Annotated in this window: 25 protein-coding genes; 9 read left to right on the forward strand and 16 right to left on the reverse strand. The window is 57.5% G+C overall.

Features of this window, described 5'->3' with window-relative positions:
- The first annotated feature begins 522 nt into the window (after positions 1 to 522).
- Positions 523 to 876: a hypothetical protein gene (locus AC07U5_RS08120; protein WP_494722725.1), complete on the forward strand. Its 354-nt coding sequence runs from the start codon at positions 523 to 525 to the stop codon at positions 874 to 876.
- Here the strand turns inward: AC07U5_RS08120 and AC07U5_RS08125 are convergent.
- Positions 871 to 1,626, reverse strand: a complete 756-nt coding sequence (locus tag AC07U5_RS08125) for a phosphodiester glycosidase family protein (protein ID WP_494722726.1) — start codon at positions 1,624 to 1,626, stop codon at positions 871 to 873. The genes AC07U5_RS08120 and AC07U5_RS08125 overlap by 6 nt on opposite strands.
- Positions 1,627 to 1,861: 235 nt before the next feature.
- Between AC07U5_RS08125 and AC07U5_RS08130 the strand changes: the two genes are divergently transcribed.
- Positions 1,862 to 2,599, forward strand: a complete 738-nt coding sequence (locus AC07U5_RS08130) for an AAA family ATPase (RefSeq protein ID WP_494722727.1) — start codon at positions 1,862 to 1,864, stop codon at positions 2,597 to 2,599.
- Between the two features lie 203 nt (positions 2,600 to 2,802).
- Here the strand turns inward: AC07U5_RS08130 and AC07U5_RS08135 are convergent, their stop codons facing one another.
- The gene (locus AC07U5_RS08135; protein WP_062425379.1) at positions 2,803 to 2,964 is read right to left on the reverse strand and encodes an entericidin domain-containing protein; all 162 of its coding nucleotides are present in this window, start codon (positions 2,962 to 2,964) and stop codon (positions 2,803 to 2,805) included.
- 116 nt (positions 2,965 to 3,080) lie between these two features.
- On the reverse strand, positions 3,081 to 4,031 hold the full coding sequence (locus AC07U5_RS08140) for a LysR family transcriptional regulator (protein ID WP_440611975.1): 951 nt from the start codon (positions 4,029 to 4,031) through the stop codon (positions 3,081 to 3,083).
- A 196-nt stretch (positions 4,032 to 4,227) separates the two neighbouring features.
- On the opposite strand from AC07U5_RS08140, the gene AC07U5_RS08145 reads away from it, so the two are divergent.
- Both AC07U5_RS08145 and glgX read left to right on the forward strand, forming a co-directional pair.
- Positions 4,228 to 4,428, forward strand: a complete 201-nt coding sequence (locus AC07U5_RS08145; protein ID WP_443264209.1) for a hypothetical protein — start codon at positions 4,228 to 4,230, stop codon at positions 4,426 to 4,428.
- Positions 4,429 to 4,564: 136 nt separating this feature from the next.
- Entirely contained in the window at positions 4,565 to 6,640 is a 2,076-nt protein-coding gene (gene glgX / locus AC07U5_RS08150; RefSeq protein ID WP_494722728.1) for a glycogen debranching protein GlgX, read from the forward strand.
- Positions 6,641 to 6,746: 106 nt separating this feature from the next.
- Here glgX and AC07U5_RS08155 read toward each other — a convergent pair whose 3' ends face one another.
- Entirely contained in the window at positions 6,747 to 7,157 is a 411-nt protein-coding gene (locus AC07U5_RS08155) for a response regulator (protein WP_246666337.1), read from the reverse strand.
- A gap of 94 nt (positions 7,158 to 7,251) precedes the next feature.
- Between AC07U5_RS08155 and AC07U5_RS08160 the strand changes: the two genes are divergently transcribed.
- Complete coding sequence (locus AC07U5_RS08160) at positions 7,252 to 7,542, forward strand: hypothetical protein (RefSeq protein WP_156380009.1); 291 nt, start codon at positions 7,252 to 7,254, stop codon at positions 7,540 to 7,542.
- Positions 7,539 to 8,573 carry a GlxA family transcriptional regulator gene (locus AC07U5_RS08165; protein WP_494722729.1) on the forward strand — a complete coding sequence of 345 codons (1,035 nt, stop codon included), beginning with the start codon at positions 7,539 to 7,541 and terminating at the stop codon, positions 8,571 to 8,573. The genes AC07U5_RS08160 and AC07U5_RS08165 overlap by 4 nt, the downstream gene beginning before the upstream one ends.
- Positions 8,574 to 8,784: 211 nt before the next feature.
- On the opposite strand, the gene gnd is transcribed toward AC07U5_RS08165, so the two are convergent.
- The 5 genes from gnd to ccoG form a co-directional block, all read right to left on the reverse strand.
- Positions 8,785 to 10,221 carry an NADP-dependent phosphogluconate dehydrogenase gene (gnd, locus tag AC07U5_RS08170; protein ID WP_494722730.1) on the reverse strand — a complete coding sequence of 479 codons (1,437 nt, stop codon included), beginning with the start codon at positions 10,219 to 10,221 and terminating at the stop codon, positions 8,785 to 8,787.
- A 134-nt stretch (positions 10,222 to 10,355) separates the two neighbouring features.
- Positions 10,356 to 10,511: a cbb3-type cytochrome oxidase assembly protein CcoS gene (gene ccoS / locus AC07U5_RS08175; RefSeq protein WP_113179613.1), complete on the reverse strand. Its 156-nt coding sequence runs from the start codon at positions 10,509 to 10,511 to the stop codon at positions 10,356 to 10,358.
- Positions 10,508 to 12,808 carry a cation-translocating P-type ATPase gene (locus tag AC07U5_RS08180; protein ID WP_494722731.1) on the reverse strand — a complete coding sequence of 767 codons (2,301 nt, stop codon included), beginning with the start codon at positions 12,806 to 12,808 and terminating at the stop codon, positions 10,508 to 10,510. Before AC07U5_RS08180 ends, ccoS begins: the two co-directional genes overlap by 4 nt.
- Positions 12,805 to 13,305, reverse strand: coding sequence for a FixH family protein (locus tag AC07U5_RS08185; protein WP_494722732.1), 501 nt, complete (start codon positions 13,303 to 13,305; stop codon positions 12,805 to 12,807). The genes AC07U5_RS08180 and AC07U5_RS08185 overlap by 4 nt, the downstream gene beginning before the upstream one ends.
- On the reverse strand, positions 13,302 to 14,885 hold the full coding sequence (gene ccoG / locus AC07U5_RS08190; protein WP_494722733.1) for a cytochrome c oxidase accessory protein CcoG: 1,584 nt from the start codon (positions 14,883 to 14,885) through the stop codon (positions 13,302 to 13,304). Before ccoG ends, AC07U5_RS08185 begins: the two co-directional genes overlap by 4 nt.
- Positions 14,886 to 14,997: 112 nt before the next feature.
- On the opposite strand from ccoG, the gene AC07U5_RS08195 reads away from it, so the two are divergent.
- Positions 14,998 to 15,399, forward strand: coding sequence for an SRPBCC family protein (locus tag AC07U5_RS08195; protein ID WP_494722734.1), 402 nt, complete (start codon positions 14,998 to 15,000; stop codon positions 15,397 to 15,399).
- 42 nt (positions 15,400 to 15,441) lie between these two features.
- On the opposite strand, the gene ccoP is transcribed toward AC07U5_RS08195, so the two are convergent.
- The 6 genes from ccoP to cobU form a co-directional block, all read right to left on the reverse strand.
- Positions 15,442 to 16,305, reverse strand: a complete 864-nt coding sequence (ccoP, locus tag AC07U5_RS08200; protein ID WP_494722735.1) for a cytochrome-c oxidase, cbb3-type subunit III — start codon at positions 16,303 to 16,305, stop codon at positions 15,442 to 15,444.
- A gap of 4 nt (positions 16,306 to 16,309) precedes the next feature.
- Entirely contained in the window at positions 16,310 to 16,462 is a 153-nt protein-coding gene (locus AC07U5_RS08205) for a CcoQ/FixQ family Cbb3-type cytochrome c oxidase assembly chaperone (RefSeq protein WP_062425388.1), read from the reverse strand.
- 12 nt (positions 16,463 to 16,474) lie between these two features.
- Entirely contained in the window at positions 16,475 to 17,206 is a 732-nt protein-coding gene (ccoO, locus tag AC07U5_RS08210; RefSeq protein WP_333629904.1) for a cytochrome-c oxidase, cbb3-type subunit II, read from the reverse strand.
- A gap of 11 nt (positions 17,207 to 17,217) precedes the next feature.
- Entirely contained in the window at positions 17,218 to 18,840 is a 1,623-nt protein-coding gene (gene ccoN / locus AC07U5_RS08215) for a cytochrome-c oxidase, cbb3-type subunit I (protein ID WP_130979630.1), read from the reverse strand.
- Positions 18,841 to 19,006: 166 nt separating this feature from the next.
- Entirely contained in the window at positions 19,007 to 19,684 is a 678-nt protein-coding gene (locus AC07U5_RS08220) for a hypothetical protein (protein ID WP_494722736.1), read from the reverse strand.
- Between the two features lie 230 nt (positions 19,685 to 19,914).
- Entirely contained in the window at positions 19,915 to 20,439 is a 525-nt protein-coding gene (cobU, locus tag AC07U5_RS08225) for a bifunctional adenosylcobinamide kinase/adenosylcobinamide-phosphate guanylyltransferase (protein ID WP_494722737.1), read from the reverse strand.
- 541 nt (positions 20,440 to 20,980) lie between these two features.
- On the opposite strand from cobU, the gene AC07U5_RS08230 reads away from it, so the two are divergent.
- Complete coding sequence (locus tag AC07U5_RS08230; RefSeq protein WP_494722738.1) at positions 20,981 to 21,667, forward strand: DUF599 domain-containing protein; 687 nt, start codon at positions 20,981 to 20,983, stop codon at positions 21,665 to 21,667.
- A 78-nt stretch (positions 21,668 to 21,745) separates the two neighbouring features.
- Complete coding sequence (locus AC07U5_RS08235) at positions 21,746 to 22,705, forward strand: acetyltransferase domain-containing protein (protein WP_494722739.1); 960 nt, start codon at positions 21,746 to 21,748, stop codon at positions 22,703 to 22,705.
- 24 nt (positions 22,706 to 22,729) lie between these two features.
- On the opposite strand, the gene AC07U5_RS08240 is transcribed toward AC07U5_RS08235, so the two are convergent.
- A complete protein-coding gene (locus tag AC07U5_RS08240) occupies positions 22,730 to 24,508 on the reverse strand; it encodes a bifunctional diguanylate cyclase/phosphodiesterase (RefSeq protein ID WP_494722740.1) in 1,779 nt (592 codons plus the stop codon).
- Positions 24,509 to 24,616: the final 108 nt, after the last annotated feature.

Consider the following 24,616-nt stretch of genomic DNA (forward strand, 5'->3'; position numbering starts at 1 on the left):
AGAGGCCGCGCTGTTTTGCGAAAAAACTTTTTAAAAAGTGAGATGCTTACGGTGTACCAAAAAGATAGGTCAATGCGAGAAAAGCAGCGAAGCCTGCAAGTGCCCGTAACGTAACACCCCAGCAGGATTTCTGAGCGGTTTCTTCCATGATGACTCCAGCGTGTTCACTCTTCGGGCGGCTCTTGCAGCACGCCCCGTTGCGCAACCATTTATTAAAAATGTATGACGAACGCAAATGCAAAAAGAGGCTAAACCAAGGCGAATCCTGTGACCTGCCATACGTCCAGCGCATAGGTATGTGAAAAAACAAGCGCTTAATTGACGATGGTCAGCGAGGTGCTGTCAGCTTTGTGACCTCAATTCGGACACGAGTGTAAATGCTACAAGACACGCCTTACTTTTGGTAGCTGATCTGTCGTTGAAGAGGTGCTCAGCTTGGCGCACTGCACGAGGCCGCAAAGACTGCTTGAAAAGCATCAATCTCTGCACTACCGGAAGGACACTCAAGCAGAGCGGGGAATCATGCAGAGCGCTTCATCAGCCTTTCCAGACCGGGATACCGTGGCCTCGAAGATTGCGACGCTGAGCGCAGACGACGAGGCCTGGTTGAGACTTCTCTTAGAAAATCCACAGCAAGACGAAGCGCTGCTGGAAGGCCTTCTCGTCTTTTTAGACAGAGAATCTCAGTCGCGTTTTCTGAATGCTCTGAAGCTGGAAAAATGCGGCAGATGGTTTGGTGACAATGCCCCTGCCCGCCTGCAGATCCGCCTTCACGAGGTGGCCAAGAGCAGCCAGCACCCCGCCTATAATGCGTTTAAAAGCGGGCTCGCCAAATCCGGCGGGCTTGAAAAAGCCTATCCCAAGTCACCTTTATAAGTCCGGTACCCGTTCCACGACAGCGATGATCGGGCCCATGGGGAAAAGACTATCGCGCCTGCCCGCCGCGGGAATATCGACGCTCGAGATCGTGCCATCCAGATAAAGAGCGTTGTCGGTCTTCAGTCTGTCGCGGAACAGCGTGGCGAAATCATAGAAGCGCACCGGGTCTTCCGAGATGACGAAATGGACGATGCCGTCGGATGAGACGCCGACGCCGTTTCGGCGTTTGAAACTGTCGCTGTCGGCAAGGAAGCGCGGATGGAGTTTTCCATCGATGACGAGCATCGGGCCTGATTGCGTGGCAAGATCGGGTTTGAGATTGGCATTCAGGTAAGCGCTGGTTTCGCGCACGCCTGCTTTCCCGTCGGCAATGAAGAAAACGCCATTCGGCTGCATGTGGAAATTGCCCCAGCCCCCGGCAGTGCTGATCGGTGTCTTCTCGATCTTGTTGTCTATGTAGAGCCCGACTGGCGAGAGATCGCGGTGGTACATGCCGCCATTCATGGCGAAGACGATGAATTGATGCTGCCGCCACAGGGCCGACGACAATGCAGCGAAGCCGCCATAGGAGGCGCCCGTGACGTCGTCACGGCTAAAAAGCCGGATATCGACTTTGCTCGGGTCAAAGCTGCAAACGGTATAGGCCGCGCCGGCGTGTTCCATTCTGAGACAGTAGGAAGGTAATTCACTACCGCGTGCTTGTGTTGCGAGAAGCAATGACAAAAAATATATTACAAAGCGGCGCATATTTTCCCTTGGCGGAAGCAAAGAATCATCGTTTCTATTGGGTGGGCGCCGGTGCGCCGCATAAGCGAGATTCAGAAGATCTGAGACGAGGCCACCTTCTTTCCAGACGGACTTTCCGCCTGAATTGAGGCCGTAGCACTACAATCAAATAAGAAAACACGTTCCGTTTTATGATGAAGCGGTTGTCGATTGCGGGCGATGATACGGCTCGAACACAAGATCAGGGGTTCAGACAGTGCCAGTCATTACATTTGCAAATACCAAAGGCGGAGCGGGAAAAACGACGGCTGCCGTCATCATTGCCAGCGAGCTTGCCCGACTGGGACACCGCGTCACGTTGCTGGATGCGGATCCGCAACAGTGGACGTCCAGATGGTACGGGCTGACGAAAGCCCAGAAAAACCTTTCCGTCATTTCGGACGTGAGCGATGATACCATCGAAGGCCATATCAAGAGCAGCAAGAAGCGCGGCGGTTATGTTATCGTCGATCTTCCCGGCGGGCGGTCACCGCTCATGGCGAAGGCCATCGGTTTTGCCAACCACGTGCTTATTCCTGTGCAGGGCTGCGCCATGGATGCTATGGGCGGCGCCGAAGTTCTCGGTCTTCTGAAGGACCTTGCCGAGCGTTGTGACATCCATATTCCGCATTCGGTCATTCTGACGCGCATCAGCCCAATCATCACCACCCGCTCCATGCAGGCTGTGAAGTCTTTGCTGGCGGAGAAGATGGTGCACGTGATGGGAACGCCTTTGGTAGAACGCGCTGCCTATCGCGATATGTTCGTGACCGGCGGTGCCCCGCATATGATGGATCCGGAGCGCGTCAGCAACCTGGACAAGGCGTGTGAGAATGCGCAGGCGCTTGCTCTCGACGTCCTAAGCCTCGTTCCTGCAAAGACCGCTGCGGCCAAATCCGCCAAGGCTGCGAGTGCAAAGGCCGTCGCTACGAAGCCGGCTAAAAAAGCGGCCTGAAGCAAGTCGCGCAAGAGTGCGAAGCGGTCTTGCGATAACGACATGCGACAATACAGGAATCGAAAGCGTGAGGAGCGAATCTGAAAGATCGCGACACGCTTGAAAAGCCAGCTTGGTACTTGTTGAAAACAGAAAAGCCGACGATTGCTCGTCGGCTTCATCATCTTCGTCAACCTAAGGCACGCGGCGGTGCCATGATCGTGTCAACGGCGCGCTGCGCGGTCCACGCTGCGTCCTGCATCCTGCGTTGCATCCACGGCATTCGCTGTGTCACGGCCGACGCCGCGAATTGTGTTGCCGCAAGAGCTAAGGCTAGCGACCGTAACGAGAATGGCAGCAACGGTTGCGAGTGCACGTGTCGTCATATTTCAAAACTCCCCTTGAGCCTGCACCTGCAGGCGTGATCCGTGACGCACGAAAAACGCCGCAAGCTTCTTGAGGTTCCACGCGTTTTCAAAAAAACGTGAGGGCGCAACCTATTTCACCCACGATCTGCGCCAACCTGCGCGACATCGCGAAACGCATTGCGAATACTGTCTGCAACGGCCTGGATCGGACGGGACACTTTGTCGTTCATGATCAGGCGGATATCGAAACTGCCAAGCGGCGGCAGTCCCTCCTTCTCTCCAAGAATGACCATGTCGTTATGGACATAGGAGCGCGGAAGCGGCGCAATCGCCAGATCGGCTTCGATTGCCGCTCTTTGTGCCATCGTGTGACCGCTGAGATAGGCAACCCGGTACGGACGATTGCGCTTATCCAGCGCGTTGATCGCCTCCGAGCGCCAGATGCAGCCATCCTCCCAGATCGAGATCGGCAATGGCTCGCGCAAATGCGCGGTGCCGCATTTTGCACCCGCCCAGACCAGCCGTTCCCGCATTAAGACTTCGCCGGTATCGCGCAAGGGATGGGAGGCGCAATTGACCAGCGCCAGATCAAGCCGCTGCTCATCGATGCGCTTGTAGAGTTGCGAACTGGAGTCGATCGTGACGTCCACCATGATTGCGGGAAAAGCTTCTGCAAAGCGCTTGAGGATGCCGGGCAGCAATCCGCGCTGACCGAGATCATCTGGCGCACCCAGCTTCACGACGCCGGACAGTTCCGGCATGACGAAGCGAGACACGGCCTCGTTCGACAGCGCGATCATTCGTCTGGCATAGGTCAGCAGGGTCTCGCCATGTGCGGTCAACGTTACCGAACGTGCATCTCGCAGGAAGAGCGTCGTCTTCAACTGCTCTTCGAGCTTCTTGATCTGCATGGACACTGCGGAGGGCGTTCGAAAAACCGCCTCGGCAGCCGTCGAAAAATTGCCCGTCTCGGCGATCGCGACGAAGGTGCGGAGGATATCGTTATCGAGCAAGGGAAGAGGCTGGCGAAATGAAACAGTCATGACTGTGTCCGTCAATTTTTCTGAATGATAGATCGATATCATTTCGTTTGATTGAATGTCAAGTGACGTCCATTCTTCCTCACATGCAGAAACGATCGCACCTGCAATCGGAATAAAGCAACACAAAATGTCATGGATGCCATCACTGTCATTCGATTGATTGATGATTTTGGCAAGCGCATAGGTGTCGTGTCGCATTCACGACAGACGCTGAAACAAAAAGGAAGGAGCGTTAAAAATGACTATGATAATCCTGCATGAGGAGACCGGTAGCTGGCTTCGGCTGCGCCCGCCATCCTGGCTGTCCCGCGCGGTCACCGCTGGGTTCGAGCTTCGTGCTTCCTGGCAACGCAGACGCAACCTGCGCATTCTCGAGAGCCTGCCCGCAGACACATTGAAGGACATTGGATGGCCTGCCAACGACACCATCCGCAAGTGACCAAATGCTGTCGACGCTGCGTCGAGATAAATGAGTAAAAGGCTCGCCAGGATATTCCGGCGGGCCATTTTTTTGCGCTGCGGAACAAACCACAGACAAGCCAGTTTCACTCGGTCACTTCATCAAGAGGAAACCAATGTCCAAGTTCGGCTCTAGCATTCAGCCCGGCGATTTCACGCGTCTGGGCGCCAATTTCGATGGCGACGGCGTAAATTTTGCAATCTTCAGCGCATGTGCACAACGGGTCGAACTTTGTCTTTTCGATGAGACGGGCAACACCGAAATCGAGCGCATCACACTGCCTGAGTTCACCAACGAAATCTGGCACGGCTATGTTCCGGGACTGAAGCCCGGCGCCCTTTACGGATATCGCGTCCATGGTCCCTATGATCCGGAAAATGGCCACCGCTTCAACCCCAACAAGCTGCTGGTCGACCCTTACGCGCGCGAACTGGTGGGCGACATCCAATGGGGCCAGGAGCAGTTCGGCTACGACCTGAACAGCGAGGAGAAGGATCTGTCCTTCAACGAGGCCGACAGCGCGTCCAAGATGCCCAAGTGCCGCGTGATCGATCCCAAGGATTACGACTGGAGCGGCGACAAGCGCCCGAACATTCCGTGGTCGAAGACCATCTTCTACGAAACGCACGTCAAGGGCTTCACAAAGCTGCACCCTGCTCTTCCCGAGGAGCTCAAGGGCACCTATGAAGGGCTCGGCCACAAGGATGTCGTTTCCTACATCAAAAGCCTCGGCATCACGTCGATCGAGCTTCTCCCGATCCACTACTTCCCCGACGATTCGCATCTGCTCGACAAGGGTCTGAAGAACTTCTGGGGATACAACTCCCTTGCCTTCTTTGCACCGGCATCGCGTTACTACGGCCCCCGTGCCATGGCAGGCTTCCGTGATATGGTGCGGGCCTTCCACGATGGCGGCATCGAAGTCATTCTCGACGTGGTCTATAACCACACGGCAGAAGGCAACGAGCTTGGGCCGACCCTCTCCTTCAAGGGGATCGACAATTTCTCCTATTACCGCACGCTGCCCGATCAGCCCCGCTATTACATCAACGACACGGGAACGGGAAACACCGTCAATACCTCTCACCCGCGCGTGCTGCAGATGGTGACGGACTCGCTGCGCTACTGGGCCGAAGATATGCATGTCGACGGCTTCCGCTTCGACCTTGGCACTATTCTGGGTCGCGAGCCGGAAGGGTTCGATCAGCGCAGCGGTTTCTTCGATGCTGTCGGCCAGGATCCGGTGCTGTCTCGCCTGAAGCTCGTGGGCGAGCCCTGGGACATCGGCCCTGGCGGTTATCAGGTCGGCGGCTTCCCGCCCGGCTGGGCAGAATGGAACGACAAGTATCGCGACACGGTGCGCGAATACTGGAAGGATGAGGATGGCACGGCCGGCGATTTTGCCGCGCGCGTTCTTGGTTCCGGCGACGTCTACGATCTTCGCGGCCGCAAGACCTGGGCAAGTGTGAACTTCATCACTGCGCATGACGGCTTCACCCTGAACGACCTCGTCTCCTACAACGAGAAGCACAACGAGGCGAACGGCGAAGACAACAAGGACGGTCACAGCGACAATCGTAGCTTCAACTACGGCGTTGAAGGCCCGACGGACGATGAAGGCATCACCGCCGTTCGTGATCGCCAGAAGCGCAATTTCCTCGCAACGCTTCTGCTTTCGCACGGCACGCCAATGATCCTTGCCGGCGACGAGTTCGGCCGCAGCCAGATGGGCAACAACAACGGCTATTGCCAGGATAGCGATCTAAGCTGGGTGCACTGGGAAGGTCTGCCGGAAAGCGCCGAGACGCTGCGCGAGTTCACCCGCCGCCTGATCGAGCTAAGGCAGACCCATTCCGTGCTTCGTCGCGACAGCTGGCATGACGGCACGCATGTGACCTGGCTGAACCCAGGCGGTGGAGAGCAGACGCCGGAACATTGGGCGGACGCGGGAAGCACATCGCTCGGGCTGCGCATGACCCGAGAGGGCGGCCCGGAAGGTGACGAATGGAATGATGTCCTCATTCTCTTCAATCCGCATGAGGGCGATGTCGAGTTCAAGCTTCCCGAAGTCGAGCATGGCTGGACGACGGAGCTGACCACAGCTGACCCAACCGTGACCGGCAACCAGATCGCCAACGCGCAGAACTATACGATGGAAGCCCGGAGCCTGGTCTTGCTGCGCGCCGCGTAGTCATCGATCACAAAGTCTGATGTGAGAATGAAAGCCGGAGTGACCCTCCGGCTTTTTCTTTACGGGCAAGACCGGTCGTCAGCCGAACGGTGCGCACCTCTCAGGGTCAGCGTGCCGCGGCGCCGACGAGGCGCAAACCGCGACGCTTCTTCAACAGCTTTGCCTTGGCGGCGATAGCGGAGCGCACGGCGAAGAGAATGTCGTCGAAATGATAGGGCTTGCTGAAGAAGCGGGCATCTGCCGGAAGGTCCAAGCTTTCAGATGCATGTCCCCCGGAGGTGACCACGACTGCAATGTGATGTTGAGACTTGTCTAGTGTCTCGACGAGATCGAGGCCGGACAAGCCGCCCGGCATATCGATATCCGTCACCACGGCAGCGATCTGCTCGTTCTTGCCGATCACACCCACGGCTTCGAGCACATTGGATGCTTCCAAAACGCGGTAGCCCTTCTCTTCCAAGGCATCCACAAGGGCAAATCGAATGATTGGTTCGTCTTCTACAACCAATACCGTCACGCCAGCTTCCTGCATACGCAATACTCCGCTTTAAGCCTGGACCGCCAGACACAAGACTTGGCGGTTCACGTGCTGTGGCACCCGATGGGTGGCGGTGGCTTCGACGTCCGCCATTCCATCTTTCCAACAGAACGCGCAATTCGGCGACATTGATGAGAGCATGCGGGACAAAATTGAAAACAATATTAATAAAATGCAAAATATCTCGAAACGGCATGTCGCAAATCAGATATTGCTGTTTGTCAAGCCGGTCTCACGGATTGTTTTTTTGACGTGGACGAACCCGCGTCGTATTTCTCCTTCAGGCCGTCGCATTCAGAACATACAGATGATAGTTTCCAAGCAAGAAATTGCTTTTCCGCAAAATGGGGCATGGTCGTCATGAGCAAAACTCCCAAGAAACGTTCAATCGTATTTTTTATGGTTCCTCAGTTCACCATGCTTCCGTTTACGGCAGCTGTGGAAACGTTGCGTATCGCCAACCGTATGCTCGGTTACGACGCCTATGAATGGCGCCTTGCTTCCATTGACGGCCTCAAGGTGACCTCCTCCAGCGGTATTGCGCTCGAGGCAACTACCTCTCTTGCTGAAGAGCGCAAATGCATCGGCGGCGAGAACCGCCCAAGCATGGTGCTGGTCTGTTCCGGGATAGACATCGATCAATATGTGAACAAGTCGGTCAATGCCTGGCTGCGTGAAGTCAACAATCGCGGCATCGCTGTCGGTAGTCTCTGTACGGGCGCACATGTGCTTGCCCAGGCGGGACTGCTGAATGGCAAGCGCTGTGCGATCCACTGGGAAAATCTCCCAGGTTTTTCCGAAGCTTTCCCCCAGGTCGAAGTCTATGCCGATCTCTACGAAGTGGACGGCAACATCTATACCTGTGCCGGCGGAACGGCTTCGCTCGACATGATGCTGAACCTGATCGGTCAGGATTTCGGCGAAAACCTGGTAAACCGCGTGTGCGAACAGCAGTTGACGGACCGTGTGCGCAATCCACACGATCGCCAACGCCTGCCGCTCCGCGCCCGTCTTGGCGTGCAGAACGACAAGGTTCTCTCGATCATCGAGTTGATGGAAAGCAATCTCTCCGAACCTCTTTCGCTTCTCGATATTGCCGAAGGTGCCGATCTTTCCCGCAGGCAGGTGGAGCGATTGTTCCGCCAGGAAATGGGCCGATCACCCGCGCGTTACTACCTCGAAATCAGGCTGGACCGGGCGCGTCACCTTCTGGTGCAATCGGCCATGCCGGTCGTGGAAGTCGCGGTCGCCTGTGGCTTCGTCTCGGCCTCGCACTTTTCCAAGTGTTATCGCGAAATCTACAACCGCACGCCGCAACAGGAGCGAGCAGAGCGCAAACTCGTGATCAGCGCGTCGAGAATGCTGGCAGCCAGCCAGGGCAAGGCCGCACATTGAATTTGCCGTTAGCACGCGCCGCGCTACCTCAGTGCAGCGCGTTGTCGGTCGCTTCCATAAAGTACGAGAGCCCAAATTTTCGACCGCGTGTCGGGACCGGCAATCCATTGAAAGCTCGATGGTCGGGTCAACCTCGGCAATTATGCCTGAGCCCACGTAGATCGTACATCGCCCCGAAAAAGAAAGGCCCGCCGAAGCGAGCCTTTGTTTATTACTTCGAGAAGATATCGAGGCCGCTGCCCCACGGGCCGTGCGGTTTGTCGACGCCGTCTGTCCGCTCAAAGCCATGCGCGCCGAAGAAGTCGCGCTGCGCCTGAATGAGGTTGGCCGTGCCACGGCCGCGGCGGTAGGCGTCGAAATAACCCAGTGCGGAGGCAAGAGCCGGAACCGGCAGGCCAGACAGGATGGCGTGCGAAACGACATGGCGCAGCGGTGCGTCCGTGTCCTGAACCATCTTGGAGAAGGCAGGCGTCACGATCAGGTTTGCCACATGCGGATCCTTGGTGAAGGCCGAGGTGATTTCATCGAGGAACTGCGAGCGGATGATGCAGCCAGCGCGCCAGATGCGGGCGATGGTGGGCATCGGCAGGTCCCAGTCGAACTCCTTGGAAGCCGCAGCCATCACGGCAAAGCCCTGCGCATAGGCCCCGATCTTTGCAGCAAGAAGTGCGTTTTCCAGATCGTCGATGAAGGCCTGCTTGTCCGCGGGAGCGGCAAGTGCCTTCGGAACGCCGAAGATTTTCTCAGCGGCTTCGCGCTCGTCCTTCTGAGATGAAAGAATACGGGCAGCGACGGCAGCTTCGATAGCCGTTGCCGCGACACCCATGTTCTGAGCCTCGATCACGGACCACTTGCCCGTACCCTTCTGACCTGCCTTGTCGAGGATCAGATCCACCATCGGCTTGCCGGTGACGGGATCGGCGGCGCGCAGCACCTTCTCGGTGATCTCGATCAGATAGGAATTCAGGCGGCCCTTGTTCCACTTGCCGAAGACATCGGCAATTTCGCCGGCGCTGAGCTTCAGACCATCGCGCAAGATGCCGTAAATTTCGGCGATCATCTGCATATCGGCATATTCGATGCCGTTATGGATGGTCTTGACGAAATGTCCCGCGCCATCATTGCCGAGCCAGGCAACGCAAGGGTCGTTATCATATTTGGCCGAGATCGATGTCAGCACCTTTTCAACGCGCTTCCAGCTCTCTTCGGTGCCGCCGACCATGATGGACGGACCATGGCGAGCGCCCTCTTCACCACCGGAAACACCCATGCCAATGAAGGTCAGGCCGCTGTCCTTCAGAGTGTCGAAACGACGGATCGTGTCGCGGAAGTTGGCGTTGCCCGCATCGATCATGATGTCGCCGTTTTCCAGATAGGGCTTGAGAATTTCCATCTGCTGATCGACGGGATCGCCGGCCTTGATCATGATGATGATCGGGCGCGGCGGGCGGATGGCTGCAACGAAGTCTTCAATGGTTTCGCAAGGGATGATCTGTCCCTGCAATTCGCCAGCGTCGGCGTAAAATTTCTTCGTCGCTTCCGGGGTTCGGTTGAAAACGGCAATCTTGTTGCCTTTTTCCGCGATGTTGAGCGCCAGGTTCGAGCCCATGACGCCAAGACCGATCAAACCGATTTCTGCCTGTTCCACGGATGTGTCTCCATTTTGCATTTGATGGCGCCTGTTTTGGCACTCCAGTCTTCAAACGGCAAGGTGAGACCCAATTGAAACGGTTAAATTTTGATGACAGCGGTCACCTTTGGTGCCGCCGACCCCCAAAGCCGTCAAGTGGAAGGTTTGTCATCGCCATCCTCCAACGCACGCCAAGCCGAGCCATCCATGTCCTCATACTGACCGCTTTTGAGCGACCAGAGGAAGGCGAACAAACCGAGCGCGCCGAGAAGCAACGCGACGGGTATCAGGAACACCAGCATGTTCATGCGATCTGTGCTCCAGTCACCACCTCAGTATCTGTATCTCGCTGCTCGAGTTTCCGTGTCGCTTTCCGTTCGAAGCCACTAAGGCGAAGCGCGTTAGTGACCACGATGATCGAGGACGTCGACATGGCAATGGCTGCAATCATGGGCGTGGCGAGACCTGCAAGTGCAATCGGAACAGCGATGACGTTATAGCCAATCGCCAGCGCAAAATTCTGCCGGATGAGCCGCCCTGCCCGTCGCGAGATATCGACAGCAAAGGCCACAGACCTTAGATCCTCGCGCACGAAGACGAAGTCTGCGGCCTGGCGGCCAATGTCGGCTGCCGATGCCGGAGCAATGGACACATGGGCTGCGGCCAGCGCCGGGGCGTCGTTGATCCCGTCGCCCACCATCAGCACTTTGCGACCTTCGCGCGCAAGCTCCTCACAGCGCCGCGCCTTATCCGCCGGGGCGAAGCCGCCGTGCCAGCTTGCAAGCCCGAGCTTGCCTGCCAACGCCTCGACGGCGGTTGGTCTGTCTCCGGAGACGATCTCTACGCTGAACCCGAAACTCTGCAAGGTTTTGATCGTCTCGCACGTGCCGGGCCTCGTCTGGTCCTCGAAGCGGAAGCAGGCAACTTCTTCACCCTCCAGTGACAGCACCGCCTCCGACGCCGTGTCTCCATCACTTCGTGGCGCCTCGGTCGGGCAACAAAAGCGCCTGTTGCCGAGCCGGTAGATGCCTTTGTCTGTCTTCGCCTCCACGCCGCATCCGGGTATCTCGCTGACAGCATCGAACACTGGGAGCGCGCCGCGAACCGAGCCGTAGAGCGCCTGGGAAAGAGGGTGACGAGAATTGGCGGCGAGGCCCGCGGCAAGCCGCAGGGCATCGTCCGGCATATCCGCCATATCGAGCAGACGGGGCTCGCCGAGCGTCAATGTACCGGTCTTGTCGAAGAGCGCGGTATTGGCCTCGGCAAGCCGCTCCATGGCCGAGCCATCCTTGACCATGACACCGTTCTTGAACAGTTCCCCCGCTGCAACAACCTGCACGACAGGAACCGCAAGGCCAAGGGCACACGGGCAGGTGATGATCAGAACGGCAATCGCAATCAGCATCGCCTGTTTCCAGTCGCCGCCAAACACGCCCCAAGCGATGAAAGATATGAGCGCCAAAAGGTGAACCACGGGCGAATAGTATTGCGCAGCGCGATCTGCCAGGCGCCGATAACGCGCCCTGCCCCCTTCGGCCGCTTCCATCAAGCCAATGATCTCCGCCAGGAAGGACTCACGCGCAAGCGCCGTTGCCCTGATGGTCAGTGGACCGGTGAGGTTCAGGGTACCCGCGTGAATACTCTCGCCTGGCTGGACAATGCGGGTGGCGCTCTCACCGTTGACGATGGACATGTCCAGGTCGCTGGTGCCCGCTAAGATCACGCCATCCACCGGCACCCTTTCGCCCGCTGCAACAAGGATGGTATCTCCCGGAACCAACTCGGCAATTGCCCGGTATTCGCGCGCTCCACCGTTGAGGAGAACCATGGCACCGCGCGGTGACAGTCTGGCAAGACCGGCAACGGCTGACCGGGCGCGGTCGCGCATGACGTGATCGAGCGTGCGGCCGATCAGCAGAAAGAACAGCAGCGAGACGGTCGCATCGAACCAGGCATGGCTGCCGCTATGCATCGTTTCCCAGACTGAGACGGCATAGGACAGCGTGATTGCAAGAGCGATCGGCACATCCATATTGGTCCGGCCATGCTTCAGAGCGCGATAGGCAGACTGATAGAAGAACCGGCCACCATAGATCAGCGCAGGTGCCGCGATCAGGGCGGATATCCAGTGAAACATGTCGCGCGTGGAAGCATCCGCGCCGGACCAGACCGACACGGACAGCAGCATGATGTTTGCGGCTGCAAAACCCGTCAGACCGACGGCCCGGATCAACTGGTTCCTGAGTTGGTCGGAGGCTTCTTCGGCACTGGTAAAGAGATGGGTTTCGTATCCCGTTGAGGCGACTGCCCTGGCAAGGATGCCCGGATCGGTGCGAACGTCGGCGACTTCCTCCCTCCAAACAATGGATACGCGTTTCGAGGACAGGTTGACGCGGGCGCGCTCAACCTCGGGCAGTCTTTTCAAACACGTTTCGATCGTGGTGATGCAGGTGCCACAATAGACGCCGGGCACCGAGAGATCGATCTGTCGTAAACCCTGCCCGAGATCACGACTGGCGAGCATCATCTCTTCCGACGACGGCAAAGCCTTTCTCAATCCCGCATGGTCGAGAGCACTTTCGGTGCCAGGCGCGCAGCAGCTCATCTGACGCCCCCGGCAATATCGATGCGGGTGCCTTCATGAACGATGATCTTGCCATCCTTCACGGCGACAGCCTCGACGATCCAGTCTCCTGGCGCCAACTGGTGATGGGCCGCAAATCCATTCACCGATTGTTTGTCCAGAACCAGAGAGAAATCCTGTTTCTCGCCAACCGGGCGGCGAAAATTGAGCGTCACGGCGTCGGTCTCGACAGGCCCCTGGATGGGGTGGGTCACCTCGTAAGCGATGGTATCGCCATCGAGTTTGAGCTTGCCGACGATGCCGCTTGCCGCACGCGCCTTGGCGGCTTCCGCCTTGCCGTTGAACTGCTGGCTGGCGACATAGGTGTTTTGCACCACAAGTCCACTCCAGCTCGAAACGGCGTTCCACGCCATGGTCACATTGACGGCAATCACCGTGCCGAAGAACAGCACCATGATAGTGAGCATGTGCCAGCCGGTGAAGACAAAGCCTGGCTTTTCCTGTTGCTCGATCGTCATTTCTTTGCTCCCGGCCCATTGAAGATGGCCTTGTAGTGCGCGGTCTCTGAGTTATCAGCGTCCGACGCGAGGAAGGTGAAATCGCTTGCTGTTTTGTTGGCACCGGCGGGCATGGTGACGAAGAGCTTGAGGCTTGTGACTTCGTCTGGCTTTACCTTGATGTCGAAGCTTCGCGCAGGCTCATCGGCCACACCGTTGATCTTCATCACCGCCCCAGGTAGCCCTTCCAGCGACAAGGTGATGGTGCGCGGCTGCGCGATCATGTTGAGAAGCCGGACGGTGTATCCGTTGCGGATCGAGCCATCCGATTCCAGCACATATTGCGGATTGCGATCGTGAATGACGTTGACGGCAAGGCGCTCGCGGGTGGCCAGCGTCACCAGCATGACGACACCGACAAGGCACCAGACTGTCATGTAAAAGATCGTGCGTGGACGCAAAATGATCCGCCAGTTGAAATGGCGTATGGCATTGACGAAGCGGCCATCTGGATTGCGGACAGCACTCGGCTGAATGGCATGCGCGCCATTGCCGGTCGCCAGCGCCATGTTCGCATCATATTCCTGAAGCGTGGCATAGGCGATCAGGCCGCGCGACTTACCGACCTTGTCCATGACGCCATCGCAGGCATCGATGCACAGCGCGCAGGTGATGCACTCCATCTGCTGCCCGTCGCGGATATCGATCCCCATCGGACAGACGGCAACACAGGCATTGCAATCGACGCAGTCGCCCACCGGCTCGCCTGCGGCAACCGCCTTTTTGGTGTGACGCGAGCGGGGTTCGCCGCGCCAGTCATTATAGGTCACCACCAACGAATGCTCGTCCAGCATCGCGCCCTGGATGCGTGGCCAGGGGCACATATAGGTGCACACCTGCTCGCGCATCAGACCACCAAAAACGTACGTCGTCGCCGTCAGGATCGCCACTGTGTAATAGGCGACGATCTGCGCCTCGCCCGTCATGAAATGCTTCAGCAGTGTCGGAGCATCGGCGAAGTAGAATATCCAGGCACCGCCCGTCATCACACCGATCGCCAGCCAGATGAGATGCTTGGAGACGCGTTTTCGCAACTTGTCGAAGCTCCACGGAGCGACGTCGAGCTTCATGCGCGCGTTTCGGTCGCCCTCGATGGCGCGCTCTACCACGAGGAAGAGATCGACCCACACCGTTTGAGGACAGGTATAGCCGCACCAGGCGCGGCCGATTGCCGACGTGATGAGGAAGAGGCCGAAACCTGCCATGACCAGAAGCCCGGCAACGTAGTAGAACTCCTGCGGCCAGATTTCGATGAAGAAGAAGTAGAAACGCCTGCTGGCAATATCGACGAGCACCGCCTGATCGGGCGCATAGGGACCACGGTCCCAGCGGATCCAGGGTGTCAGATAGTAGATGCCGAGCGTGATCAGCATCACGATCCATTTGAAACGACGAAACCGCCCCTCTGCCCGCTTCGGGAAAATCTTCTTGCGCGCCTCGTAAAGCGGCTTCCTGTTTTTCGCAGAATTGACCGGTTCGGCATTCAATCTCTCGACAGGCTCGGAGCCATTGCCGGGGTCGGGGGCGGTATAAAGGTTCATGATCGCAAGGTCCGTTTCTGTCCTTGCGTTTTGACATCTCGGGGGGCCATCATCCTTGACTTAGGTCAAGTCGGGACAATGTGGCGCAGGCGCTGCGGACGGGAGAAGAATGATGGCGACGATGATCTCACGGATCGTGCACCTGGCAATCGATCGGCCATGGCAGGAGGTCTATGCCCTTGCTTCAGATCCGAACAGGATGCCGCGCTGGGCGGCGGGTCTGGCCAGTGGATTGCGACAGGATGGTAAAGACTGGATCGCTTCAGGGCCGCTCGGAGACGTCCGCGTGCGCTTTGCTGAGCCGAATGATTTTGGCGTCGTCGACCACGTAGTGACGCTGCCCGATGGGATGCAAGTCTACAATGCGCTTCGGGTGACACCGAATGGTGACGGGGCGGAAATTGCCTTCACCGTTTTACGACTGCCGGGGATGACGGAAGAGGATCACGACCGGGATGCCGCCGCCGTGTTGGCGGATCTGAAGACTTTGAAAGGACTTCTGGAGCATCAATAAAAAGGGCCGCACGACGCGGCCCCAATTGCCTTTTAAGTCGCGCTATTCACCACCACCCAGCGAGTGGACGAAGAGCGCCAGTTGCTTGACCGTGGTATCTCCCAGACGCTCTCCCCAGGCGGGCATGACACCATGCTTGGGTGCCCGGATCTGGGCGACGACGCCCTCTTCGCCATGGGCCTTAAGCCAGATTGCGTCAGCGAGGTTTGGCGCGCCCATATCGCGGTTGCCCCTGGCATCGTCCCCGTGACACGAGGCGCAGTTGTCGGCGAAGATCTGCTTGCCAGGCTCAATCATGGCCGGATCATGCGGCGTTCCTGTCAGGCTGACGACATAGGCCGCGACGGCACGGATTTCATCGCTCTTCAGCACATCGGCAAAGGCCGGCATTTCCGACACGCGCGTTTCCGGATCCTCGGTGAAGCGTATGCCGTGGGTGATGGTCGTGTAAACATCCTCTGCCTTCCCACCCCACAGCCAGTCATCATCGTTAAGGTTGGGATACCCATTGCCGCCCTCAGCGCCAGAGCCGTGGCACTGGATGCAGTTGACCTTGAAGGCCGCTGCGCCACCGGCAACGGCAAACTGCATGAGTTCGCTGTCGGCCTGGATATCCTCCAGTGACGAGGATGCGATCTTGTCGAGGTAGGCGTTCTGGCCTGCCTTGGCATTGGCCATCTCGGTTGCCACAGTGGCGCGGCTGCTCCAGCCAAGAACGCCATGCTTCGCACCGCTGATCAGCGGCCAGGCGGGAAAGGCAATGGTGTAGCCGATGGCCCAGATGATGGTGGCGTAGAACGTCCACACCCACCAGCGGGGCATGGGGTTGTTCAGCTCTCGAATACCGTCCCACTCATGGCCGGTGGTTTCGACGCCGCTGATCTGGTCTATGTGTTTGTCCGACATGATATCAATCCTCCTTGAGAGGAATCTTGGCGGCGTCGCTGGCGGCCTTTCCGCCACCGGGACGCAAGGTGAAAAGGACGACGCAGAGGAAGAAGAGCGTCATGACGAGCAGGCCCCAGCTATCGGCGAAGTGGCGCATGGCGGTGTAGGTTTCCATCTCGTGCTCCTCCTATCGGTAGCCGGCGGCGTCGTCGTAGGTCGAAAAATCGACCAACGTGCCGAGCATCTGCAAATAGGCAACCAGCGCGTCCATTTCGGTCAGCTTCGCCGGATCACCGTCGAAATCTCCAATCTTTGCCTTGGGATACCGCGCCTCCAGGGCCGTCGTGTCGGCGTTCGGATCTGCCTGCGCCTTCATGTCGGCCTCGGCGTTCTGCAGCATGTCGTCGCTATAGGGCACGCCGACGGCCCGGTTGGCTTTTAGCTCCATCGCCACATTCGACACCTGCAGCGGTGTCGTCTTCAGGAAGGCGTAGCTCGGCATGACCGATTCCGGCACGACGGAGCGTGGCGCGCTCAAATGCTGGACATGCCATTCGTTCGAATAGCGATCCCCCACACGCGCCAGATCCGGTCCGGTTCTTTTCGAACCCCACTGAAACGGATGGTCGTACATGCTTTCTGCCGCAAGGCTGTAATGGCCGTATCGCTCCACCTCATCACGGAAGGGGCGGATCATCTGGCTATGGCAGACATAGCATCCTTCGCGGATGTAGATGTTACGCCCCATAAGCTCCAGCGGCGAGTAAGGCCGCATGCCCTCTACCTTTTCGATCGTGTTTTCGAGATAAAAGAGCGGCGCGATCTCCACGATGCCGCCGATCGAGACCACCGCCAGCGATCCGACGAGAAGCAAGGTGGCGTTGCGCTCGATAATGCCGTGTTTGTCCAGAATAGACATGATCGATCTCCTTACTCGGCCGGTTGCAGCTTGGGCGCTGCAGCCTTGCCGGTATTCTCTTCGCGCATATGGCCGAGAATGGTTCTGGTGATGTTGTAGGCCATGACGATTGCGCCACTGAGGAACAGCAGCCCGCCCATCGCGCGCAGCAGATAGTATGGGAACATGGCAGCGACGGTTTCGGCGAAGGAATAGACGAGGAAGCCCTGCGCATCATACTCACGCCACATCAGGCCCTGCTGGATGCCGGCAACCCACATGGAAGCGGCGTAGACGACGATACCGAGTGTGGCGAGCCAGAAGTGCCAGTTGACCAACACCAGGCTGTAGAGCCGTTCGCGATGCCACAGCTTCGGGACGAGGAAATAGACCGCGCCGAAGGTGATCATGCCGTTCCATCCAAGCGCACCTGAATGCACGTGGCCGATGGTCCAGTCCGTATAATGGCTGAGAGAATTGACGGCCTTGATCGACATCATCGGCCCTTCGAAGGTCGCCATGCCATAAAAGGCAACGGCCATGATCATCATGCGCAGGATCGGGTCGGTGCGCAGCTTGTCCCATGCCCCAGAAAGCGTCATCAGACCGTTGATCATGCCGCCCCATGAAGGCATCCAAAGCATGATCGAGAACACCATGCCGAGCGTCTGCGCCCAGTCGGGCAGCGCTGTGTAATGCAGGTGGTGCGGACCAGCCCAGATATACATAAAGATCAGCGCCCAGAAGTGAATGATCGACAGGCGGTAGGAATAGACCGGGCGGTTCACCTGCTTGGGAATGAAGTAGTACATCATCCCTAAGAAGCCAGCGGTCAGGAAGAAGCCGACGGCATTGTGGCCGTACCACCACTGCGTCAACGCGTCCTGGACGCCCGAGAAGACCGAATAGCTCTTCACGCCAAGGAACGACACTGGCACTGCCAGATTGTTGACGATGTGGAGCATCGCGATGGTAACGATGAAGGAAAGGTAGAACCAGTTCGCTACATAGATATGCGGCTCCTTGCGCACGAAGATAGTGCCAAGGAAGGTAATCAGATAGGCCACCCAGACGATGGTTAGCCAGATATCGACATACCATTCAGGCTCGGCATATTCCCTGCCCTGCGTGATGCCGAGCAGGTAACCGGTCGCTGCCATGACGATGAAGAGATTGTAGCCCCAGAAGACGAACCAGCCGAGGTCGCCGCCGAACAGTCTGGCGCGACAGGTGCGCTGCACCACGTAAAAGGAGGTTGCGATCAGCGCATTGCCACCAAAGGCAAAGATGACGGCGGAGGTATGTAGCGGACGGACGCGGCCGAAATTGAACCATGGCTGGATGTTCAGGTCCGGATAGGCAAGTTGAAGCGCAACGATCACGCCCACCAGAAAACCGACGACGCCCCAGAAGACCGTGGCGATCACCCCATAGCGGATCACGTCATCGAAATACTCGGTCTTCCTGCGTGCCTGGACTGCCGGATCGACAGGCGCGAAGGAGACGCGGCGCAGCATCACGACCGTGCCGACCAGGAGCACGAAGAACAGCACCCACATATGGGCGGCGAAAAGATTGTCGTGAGCGAAGGCCGCCCCGAGCAAAGCGAGGAAGGCACCCACGGCCACCATCGCTATTCCTAAAGTAGAGTTCATTGTTGGCTTCCCCCAACCTCACATCAGATATGACGCGGAGCGAAGGAACCGGAATCAAAGCGGCAAACATGCTTTCGCGTCGTTTGCAGCTTTGCCACCCGCAACGGGAAGCGACCTTGATCCAAATCAAGACCGCAGCCTCAAAGGACGGCGCGAGGTCACCCGATCAACGAGCGATGGCGGGCGGCTGGAAGCTCAGGAGCGCGGCCTTATAGTTCTCGATGACAAAGCTGATCGGGGTCCCATCCGGCTTCGTGAGAACGGCTTCATTGGTGATCAGAGTTTGAGGGATATCCAGTGCGGTGCTGTGGCCGGGCGGAACTGCCTGACCCATTTCCCAATGCTCTGGAAGAGGCTGCCAGATCAGCCGGGAGGACACGGTGTGGCGCTGGAAATGAAGTGGTAGCACGACCTTGCCGAAGGGCGTATCCGTGGTATCCAGCGTCTGGTTCATGTCCGTCGTCAACCGATCCGGCACATACCAGTTATCCGCTTCCGAAAGCACCAGATCGCCGCATTTCAGCAAAACGTGCCGGTAGCCGAGCGGGTCGGAGGCGGAAACGTTCAATTGGTGGCGCACCTCATCCGGTGCTGTCTTCGTCTCCTTGAGGCGGACGGCCGAGATTTTCGCGGGTTCGGCAAGCTTATGGTCGGCGCACCAGTGCTCCAGTGTCAATGTCGCGCTGTCCTGGCTGAGCAGCTGGACGCTCAGATCCTGCACGGTGGCCAGCGCCGCGAGACGGCCGACAGGCGTGTCCGGCCAACTTGCTTGCGCGGCAAGGGCTTGCCCGGAGATGGAGATGGCTAGGCTGCAGAGAAGGGCTTTGAAGGCGGAGGATGACATGTGCTGCTGGCTCCGGATCGATTTGATTGGATAAAATCGCATCAAGCAGTCGGCATCAAAACGATGCAGACGCAGCAAATCATGATGCCTCTGTGGCGGATTTGTGGGAGGCTGAGAGATACCACAGCATAGGCCCGAAAATAGAACTCGATTTTCGGATCAGCACAACGCGTAGATTGAAAGAGTTAGGGGCCGCGCTGCGAAGCAAGCCCGGGCGTGCGATGGGCGACCTACCCTTTCATCTTCAAAGGCAAACCGGCCGCGATGAAATAAACGTCCGAGGCCGCAGCAGCGATCCTCTGATGCAGCCGGCCAGCGTGATCGCGAAAGTCTCTCGCCATGCGATTCTCGGGCACGATGCCGAGGCCTACCTCGTTCGAAACGAAGACAATCTTCGCTTTGGCTTTCGCCACATGTTCAACGAGTGGCAGAAAAGCCACTTCAACGTCCCGCCCCTCTTCCATCATCAGGTTCGTGACCCAAAGGGTCAAGCAATCAACAAGGATGGTGTTGGACGCGTCATCCAGTCGTTCCAACGTCTCCACCAGATGCAACGGTTCCTCATGCGTGTTCCATTTATCCCCGCGCTGAAGACGATGGCTGGCGATGCGAGATTTCATTTCCTCATCCCAGGCGCGGCCTGTTGCCACATAATGAGCGATCCCCCCAGACGAGAGCACCAGCCATTCAGCAAAAGCGGACTTGCCAGAGCGTGCGCCGCCGAGCACCAGGACGGCACGAGATATGTCGCTCATCCAGAACCTGCAGGGAGAAGAATTAAGAGCGATCCGACCGCCAGTTCGGACTGTGCCGAAAGCCTTGAGGCGCCAGACATGAAAAGAGAACGATTCGTAGATATGGAGGCGTTCTCCCGGTCGATCATGCTGGATCGTCGCGGTAACCGTCATAAAAGACTAATGCCCGTCCGCACTGCGCGGTCAAGTCGACATCGGCTCTCATGGGGAAAGCGTCGGATCGCTAAAAAGAAGGTATGATGCGATGCGGCTCTTGTCAAACTTCTAGAGAGGAAAAAACCGCTGGAGACACGCTTTCCGCTCCTGGAATGAACGGAAATGAGAGGAAGAGGCCCGGTACTCAATACCCGCTCCGGAGCCCCGCCGATCTGTCTAATGGTATAAACTTACCGGATGGTTAGCGCGGGCTAAAATGGATTGGATTTTTCCGCCAGCATGTCTCGATTGCCTTGCAATCATTTCTTGGTATGACAACCTCCGAAACACGTCAGGTTATCGCCTGGCGGAACAGGCGAGAAGCGGGTTACTGGGCGGGACCGACATGACGACAATGGACTACATCGCGCTCGTCATATTCCTGGTTCTGTGGGTGTCCTACGCCTATATCACCACCGCACGATCGCCCTTTGGCAGAACGAGCCTTAATCAAGCCATGGCCGACCGGCGCAGACGGTGGATCTACAACTCTCTGTCGCGCGATCTGAAGATGATCGATACGCAGATCATGGCAGGCCTTCAAAACGGCACTGCCTTCTTCGCATCGACCTCTATCTTCGCGATCGGCGGGTGCTTCGCGCTCCTCGGCGCCACCGACCGGGTCGAATCGGTGTTTCGGGACATGCCATTCGTCTATTACGGCGGACGAACCGCTTTCGAGCTGAAGGTTATCGGGCTGACCTGTCTTTTCGGCTATGCCTTCTTCAAGTTTGGTTGGTCGTACCGGCTGTTCAACTATTGCACCATCCTCTTCGGTGGAATGCCGATGATGCATGAGGCAAATGCGGATAGAAAAGCGGCCGAGCGCGCGGCGGAAAACGTCATCCGCATGAATGTCATTGCGGCGAAGAATTTCAATGACGGCCTCAGGACCTTCTTCTTGTCGATCGGTTATCTTGGCTGGTTTATCAACGCCTATGTGTTCATCGTCATGACCATCATCATCATCGTCGCGCTGTTGAGACGCCAGTTCTACTCGGAAGCGCGTCTCGCCATCATGGACGATCATTAATCGCCTGTCATGAAATCGCCCCACTTTGCGGGCGAAGCGCAGGCAAAGCCCCCTCACCGTTGCGAAGGAAATCACAGAATGAATGAGGCAACCGCAACGGTTACCAAGTCCGGCCGTATCGGCTTTCTCGACACATGGCGCGGCATCGCGCTCATCGCCATGGCGAGTTACCACTTCACTTGGGATCTCGCGATGTTCGGCTATATCCCGCCGGAAACGCCGACCGAGGGTTTGTGGCGTCTTTATGCGCGGGCGATTGCCAGTTCGTTTCTGTTTCTCGCAGGTTTCAGCCTGTTTCTGGCGCATCGAAAGGGTATAAACTGGCCGGCCTTCGGCAAACGGTTTGCGATGGTCGCGGGTGCAGCGTTGCTGATCTCGGTTGCGACATTCTTTGCCGTTCCCGGTGGCTGGATCTTCTTCGGCATTCTGCACAATATCGCCGTCGCGAGCCTGATCGGTCTTATATTTCTGCGCTTGCCTGCGGTCGTGACGTTGGCCGTCGCTGTTCTGGCCTTTCTCGCGCCGATCTATTTCTCGTCGGATGCCTTCAACTCAATCTGGCTGTCCTGGATCGGATTTGCCACAGCACCTCCCCGCTCCAACGACTATGTGCCGGCGTTACCGTTTCTGGCGCCGTTTCTCGCCGGTCTTGGTGTCGCGCAAATCGCCGTGCCGCGCGGGTGGCTGGATCGGTATCGCAAGCCTAGCGGCAAGCGCAATCTGCTTGCCTTCTTCGGCCGCCACAGCCTGTCCTTCTACCTCATTCACCAGCCGGTGCTGATCGCGCTGGTCTATTTGGGATCGATCACTTTCCCGCCCCCGCCGGTGGATCAGGTGGAGGCTTACAAGAAGAGCTGCGAAGCGAGCTGCATGCAGACCCAAAACAATCTCGATCTCTGCCAAAGCTTTTGCGGCTGCACCTTGGAGAAACTGCACAGCGAGAATGTCTTCGACGCGATGATGGCGAATACAGCCAGTATCGAGCAGCAGAGCAAGATCAGGGATGTCGCAGCCCAGTGCTCGGCGGAGGTTCAATAATCCGGGGTGAGCTTGAGGTCACAGTCAGTCGCTGATCGCTTCAAGACGGTAATGCTGAGCAGTTTGACGCTCCGACATCCAACGGATAAGAGCGTCCGCAGCAATCGGCCTTGACAACCAGTAGCCCTGGAGTTCATCGCATCCCATGACGGTCAGCAGTTCGGCGTGCTCGCGTGTCTCCACACCTTCCGCCACGACCTCGTAACCGAGCGAGTGGCAGAGCGTGATCATGGACTGGACGAGGACGCGCTCTCGATTGCCTTCCTGCATATCGTTGATGAAGCTGCGATCAATCTTGACGGTTTTGACCGGCAGCTTTTGAAGATAGGACAGGCTGCTGTAACCAGTGCCGAAGTCGTCAATTGATAGCTGAATGCCCGATGCGGCAAGCGTTTCGAGCAGGTCCTGCGACCCTTTCGTCTCCATCATCATCGCCGTCTCGGTTATTTCGAATTCGATCTGATCGTGATCGACGCCGAAGCGAGCCAGATCGACGCTCAGCCGATCCCAGAAGTCGGCCTCCTGAAGATTGGTGGCTGACAGGTTGATGGAAAGCTTGATGGGAAAACCTGTGGAATTCCATTCGGAAAGTTGCTGGAGGGATGTCGCGATGACCCACATGGTCAATTCACGAGCATAGGCTGACGCTTCGATAACCGGGATGAATTCGGCAGGCGAAATTGGGCCAAGCTCCGGGTGGGTCCAGCGCAACAGAACTTCCGCACTCTTGAAAAGACCACTGGCGGCGTCCACCCGCGGCTGAAATACGAGCGACAGCTGCGCGTCGTCGACAATCGCCCGTGGAAACTCGCGCTGGATCATGAAGTTGCGCTGATGCTGCACATCAAGAGATGGGCAAAAAAAGGCGATTTTCGATGGATGAATACGCGCGTCCTGCACGGCACTTTGCAACGACCGTAAAATTTCCTCGGCACTGGTCTCGCCAGGGCGGAAAACCATTGAGCCGATGGACGGCGTCATGGTGATCTGGAACTCGACCTCGTTATAAAGCGCACGCATGATCTGCTCTAGAAACGGTCGATAGTCTTCGACCTTCGTACCCTTGGGGACAATGAATGCGAATTGCGTCGGGCCGATATGGTAGGCGAATGTTCCCCCATCCAGGTGCTCCCTTAGGATGCGCGCCACCTTGGTCATCAGACCATCGAGATAGGAAATGCCGACGACGCGCATCATTCGGTCGAACTGCGTTGTCTGTGCAAGGTCAATCAGGCTGATGATTTGCTCTGAACCTTTTTCGTGAAGAGCAAGGTCAGAGAGATCGCTCATCAACTGGTGACGGTTTGGCAATCCGCTCGACGGATCAATCCGTCCCATCGAATGGTGCAACTCAATCTGATCCATGACCATAGCTGCAAGATCTGAGAGGGTCGCCATCTGTTCATCGGTGACTTCGAAAGGCTCGATCCCCAAGACACAGAGTGCGCCAAGGCCGTGGCCATCCGGCGTTACAAGTGGAACGCCGCAATAGAAACGAATTCCGGCCTGACCTAGCGTGCTGTCGGCATAATAGTCGTCTTTCTGCAAATCCTTCACGACCACGGGACGCTTGTGTTCCGCTACCTGCGAACAAGGCGCTTTGTGCCGAGGTATCTCGTGGTGGTCGACGCCCACTTTCGACTTGAACCATTGGCGGTCCGTGTCCGTCAACGAGATGGCTGCAATCGGCAAACCAAAGTAATTTGCCACCAGTCGCGTGATACGATCGAAGTTCTCGCTCGGCATAGTATCGAGTAAGCGCATATTCTTAAGCGCGGAAATACGCGCATGCTCGTCCAACATAAATCTATATACCCATGCCACGCACGAGGATGGCGCGGCGTCGCCGTTGATCAGGGAAACATTTTTTATCAGCCCTGCGTCACACGAACCGACAGACACAGTCGGTTG

This window comes from Agrobacterium sp. GW821-FHT02D03 (assembly GCF_059421725.1).

Excerpts from the sequence above, each read along its gene's own strand:
- AC07U5_RS08120 (WP_494722725.1), top strand. The coding sequence starts at position 523 with ATGCAGAGCGCTTCATCAGCCTTTCCAGACCGGGATACCGTGGCCTCG.
- AC07U5_RS08125 (WP_494722726.1), bottom strand. The coding sequence starts at position 1,626 with ATGCGCCGCTTTGTAATATATTTTTTGTCATTGCTTCTCGCAACACAA.
- AC07U5_RS08135 (WP_062425379.1), bottom strand. The coding sequence starts at position 2,964 with ATGACGACACGTGCACTCGCAACCGTTGCTGCCATTCTCGTTACGGTC.
- AC07U5_RS08140 (WP_440611975.1), bottom strand. The coding sequence starts at position 4,031 with ATGATATCGATCTATCATTCAGAAAAATTGACGGACACAGTCATGACT.
- AC07U5_RS08145 (WP_443264209.1), top strand. The coding sequence starts at position 4,228 with ATGACTATGATAATCCTGCATGAGGAGACCGGTAGCTGGCTTCGGCTG.
- glgX (WP_494722728.1), top strand. The coding sequence starts at position 4,565 with ATGTCCAAGTTCGGCTCTAGCATTCAGCCCGGCGATTTCACGCGTCTG.
- AC07U5_RS08165 (WP_494722729.1), top strand. The coding sequence starts at position 7,539 with ATGAGCAAAACTCCCAAGAAACGTTCAATCGTATTTTTTATGGTTCCT.
- ccoS (WP_113179613.1), bottom strand. The coding sequence starts at position 10,511 with ATGAACATGCTGGTGTTCCTGATACCCGTCGCGTTGCTTCTCGGCGCG.
- AC07U5_RS08180 (WP_494722731.1), bottom strand. The coding sequence starts at position 12,808 with ATGAGCTGCTGCGCGCCTGGCACCGAAAGTGCTCTCGACCATGCGGGA.
- AC07U5_RS08185 (WP_494722732.1), bottom strand. The coding sequence starts at position 13,305 with ATGACGATCGAGCAACAGGAAAAGCCAGGCTTTGTCTTCACCGGCTGG.
- ccoG (WP_494722733.1), bottom strand. The coding sequence starts at position 14,885 with ATGAACCTTTATACCGCCCCCGACCCCGGCAATGGCTCCGAGCCTGTC.
- AC07U5_RS08195 (WP_494722734.1), top strand. The coding sequence starts at position 14,998 with ATGGCGACGATGATCTCACGGATCGTGCACCTGGCAATCGATCGGCCA.
- ccoP (WP_494722735.1), bottom strand. The coding sequence starts at position 16,305 with ATGTCGGACAAACACATAGACCAGATCAGCGGCGTCGAAACCACCGGC.
- AC07U5_RS08205 (WP_062425388.1), bottom strand. The coding sequence starts at position 16,462 with ATGGAAACCTACACCGCCATGCGCCACTTCGCCGATAGCTGGGGCCTG.
- ccoO (WP_333629904.1), bottom strand. The coding sequence starts at position 17,206 with ATGTCTATTCTGGACAAACACGGCATTATCGAGCGCAACGCCACCTTG.
- ccoN (WP_130979630.1), bottom strand. The coding sequence starts at position 18,840 with ATGAACTCTACTTTAGGAATAGCGATGGTGGCCGTGGGTGCCTTCCTC.
- AC07U5_RS08220 (WP_494722736.1), bottom strand. The coding sequence starts at position 19,684 with ATGTCATCCTCCGCCTTCAAAGCCCTTCTCTGCAGCCTAGCCATCTCC.
- cobU (WP_494722737.1), bottom strand. The coding sequence starts at position 20,439 with ATGAGCGACATATCTCGTGCCGTCCTGGTGCTCGGCGGCGCACGCTCT.
- AC07U5_RS08230 (WP_494722738.1), top strand. The coding sequence starts at position 20,981 with ATGACGACAATGGACTACATCGCGCTCGTCATATTCCTGGTTCTGTGG.
- AC07U5_RS08235 (WP_494722739.1), top strand. The coding sequence starts at position 21,746 with ATGAATGAGGCAACCGCAACGGTTACCAAGTCCGGCCGTATCGGCTTT.
- AC07U5_RS08240 (WP_494722740.1), bottom strand. The coding sequence starts at position 24,508 with ATGTTGGACGAGCATGCGCGTATTTCCGCGCTTAAGAATATGCGCTTA.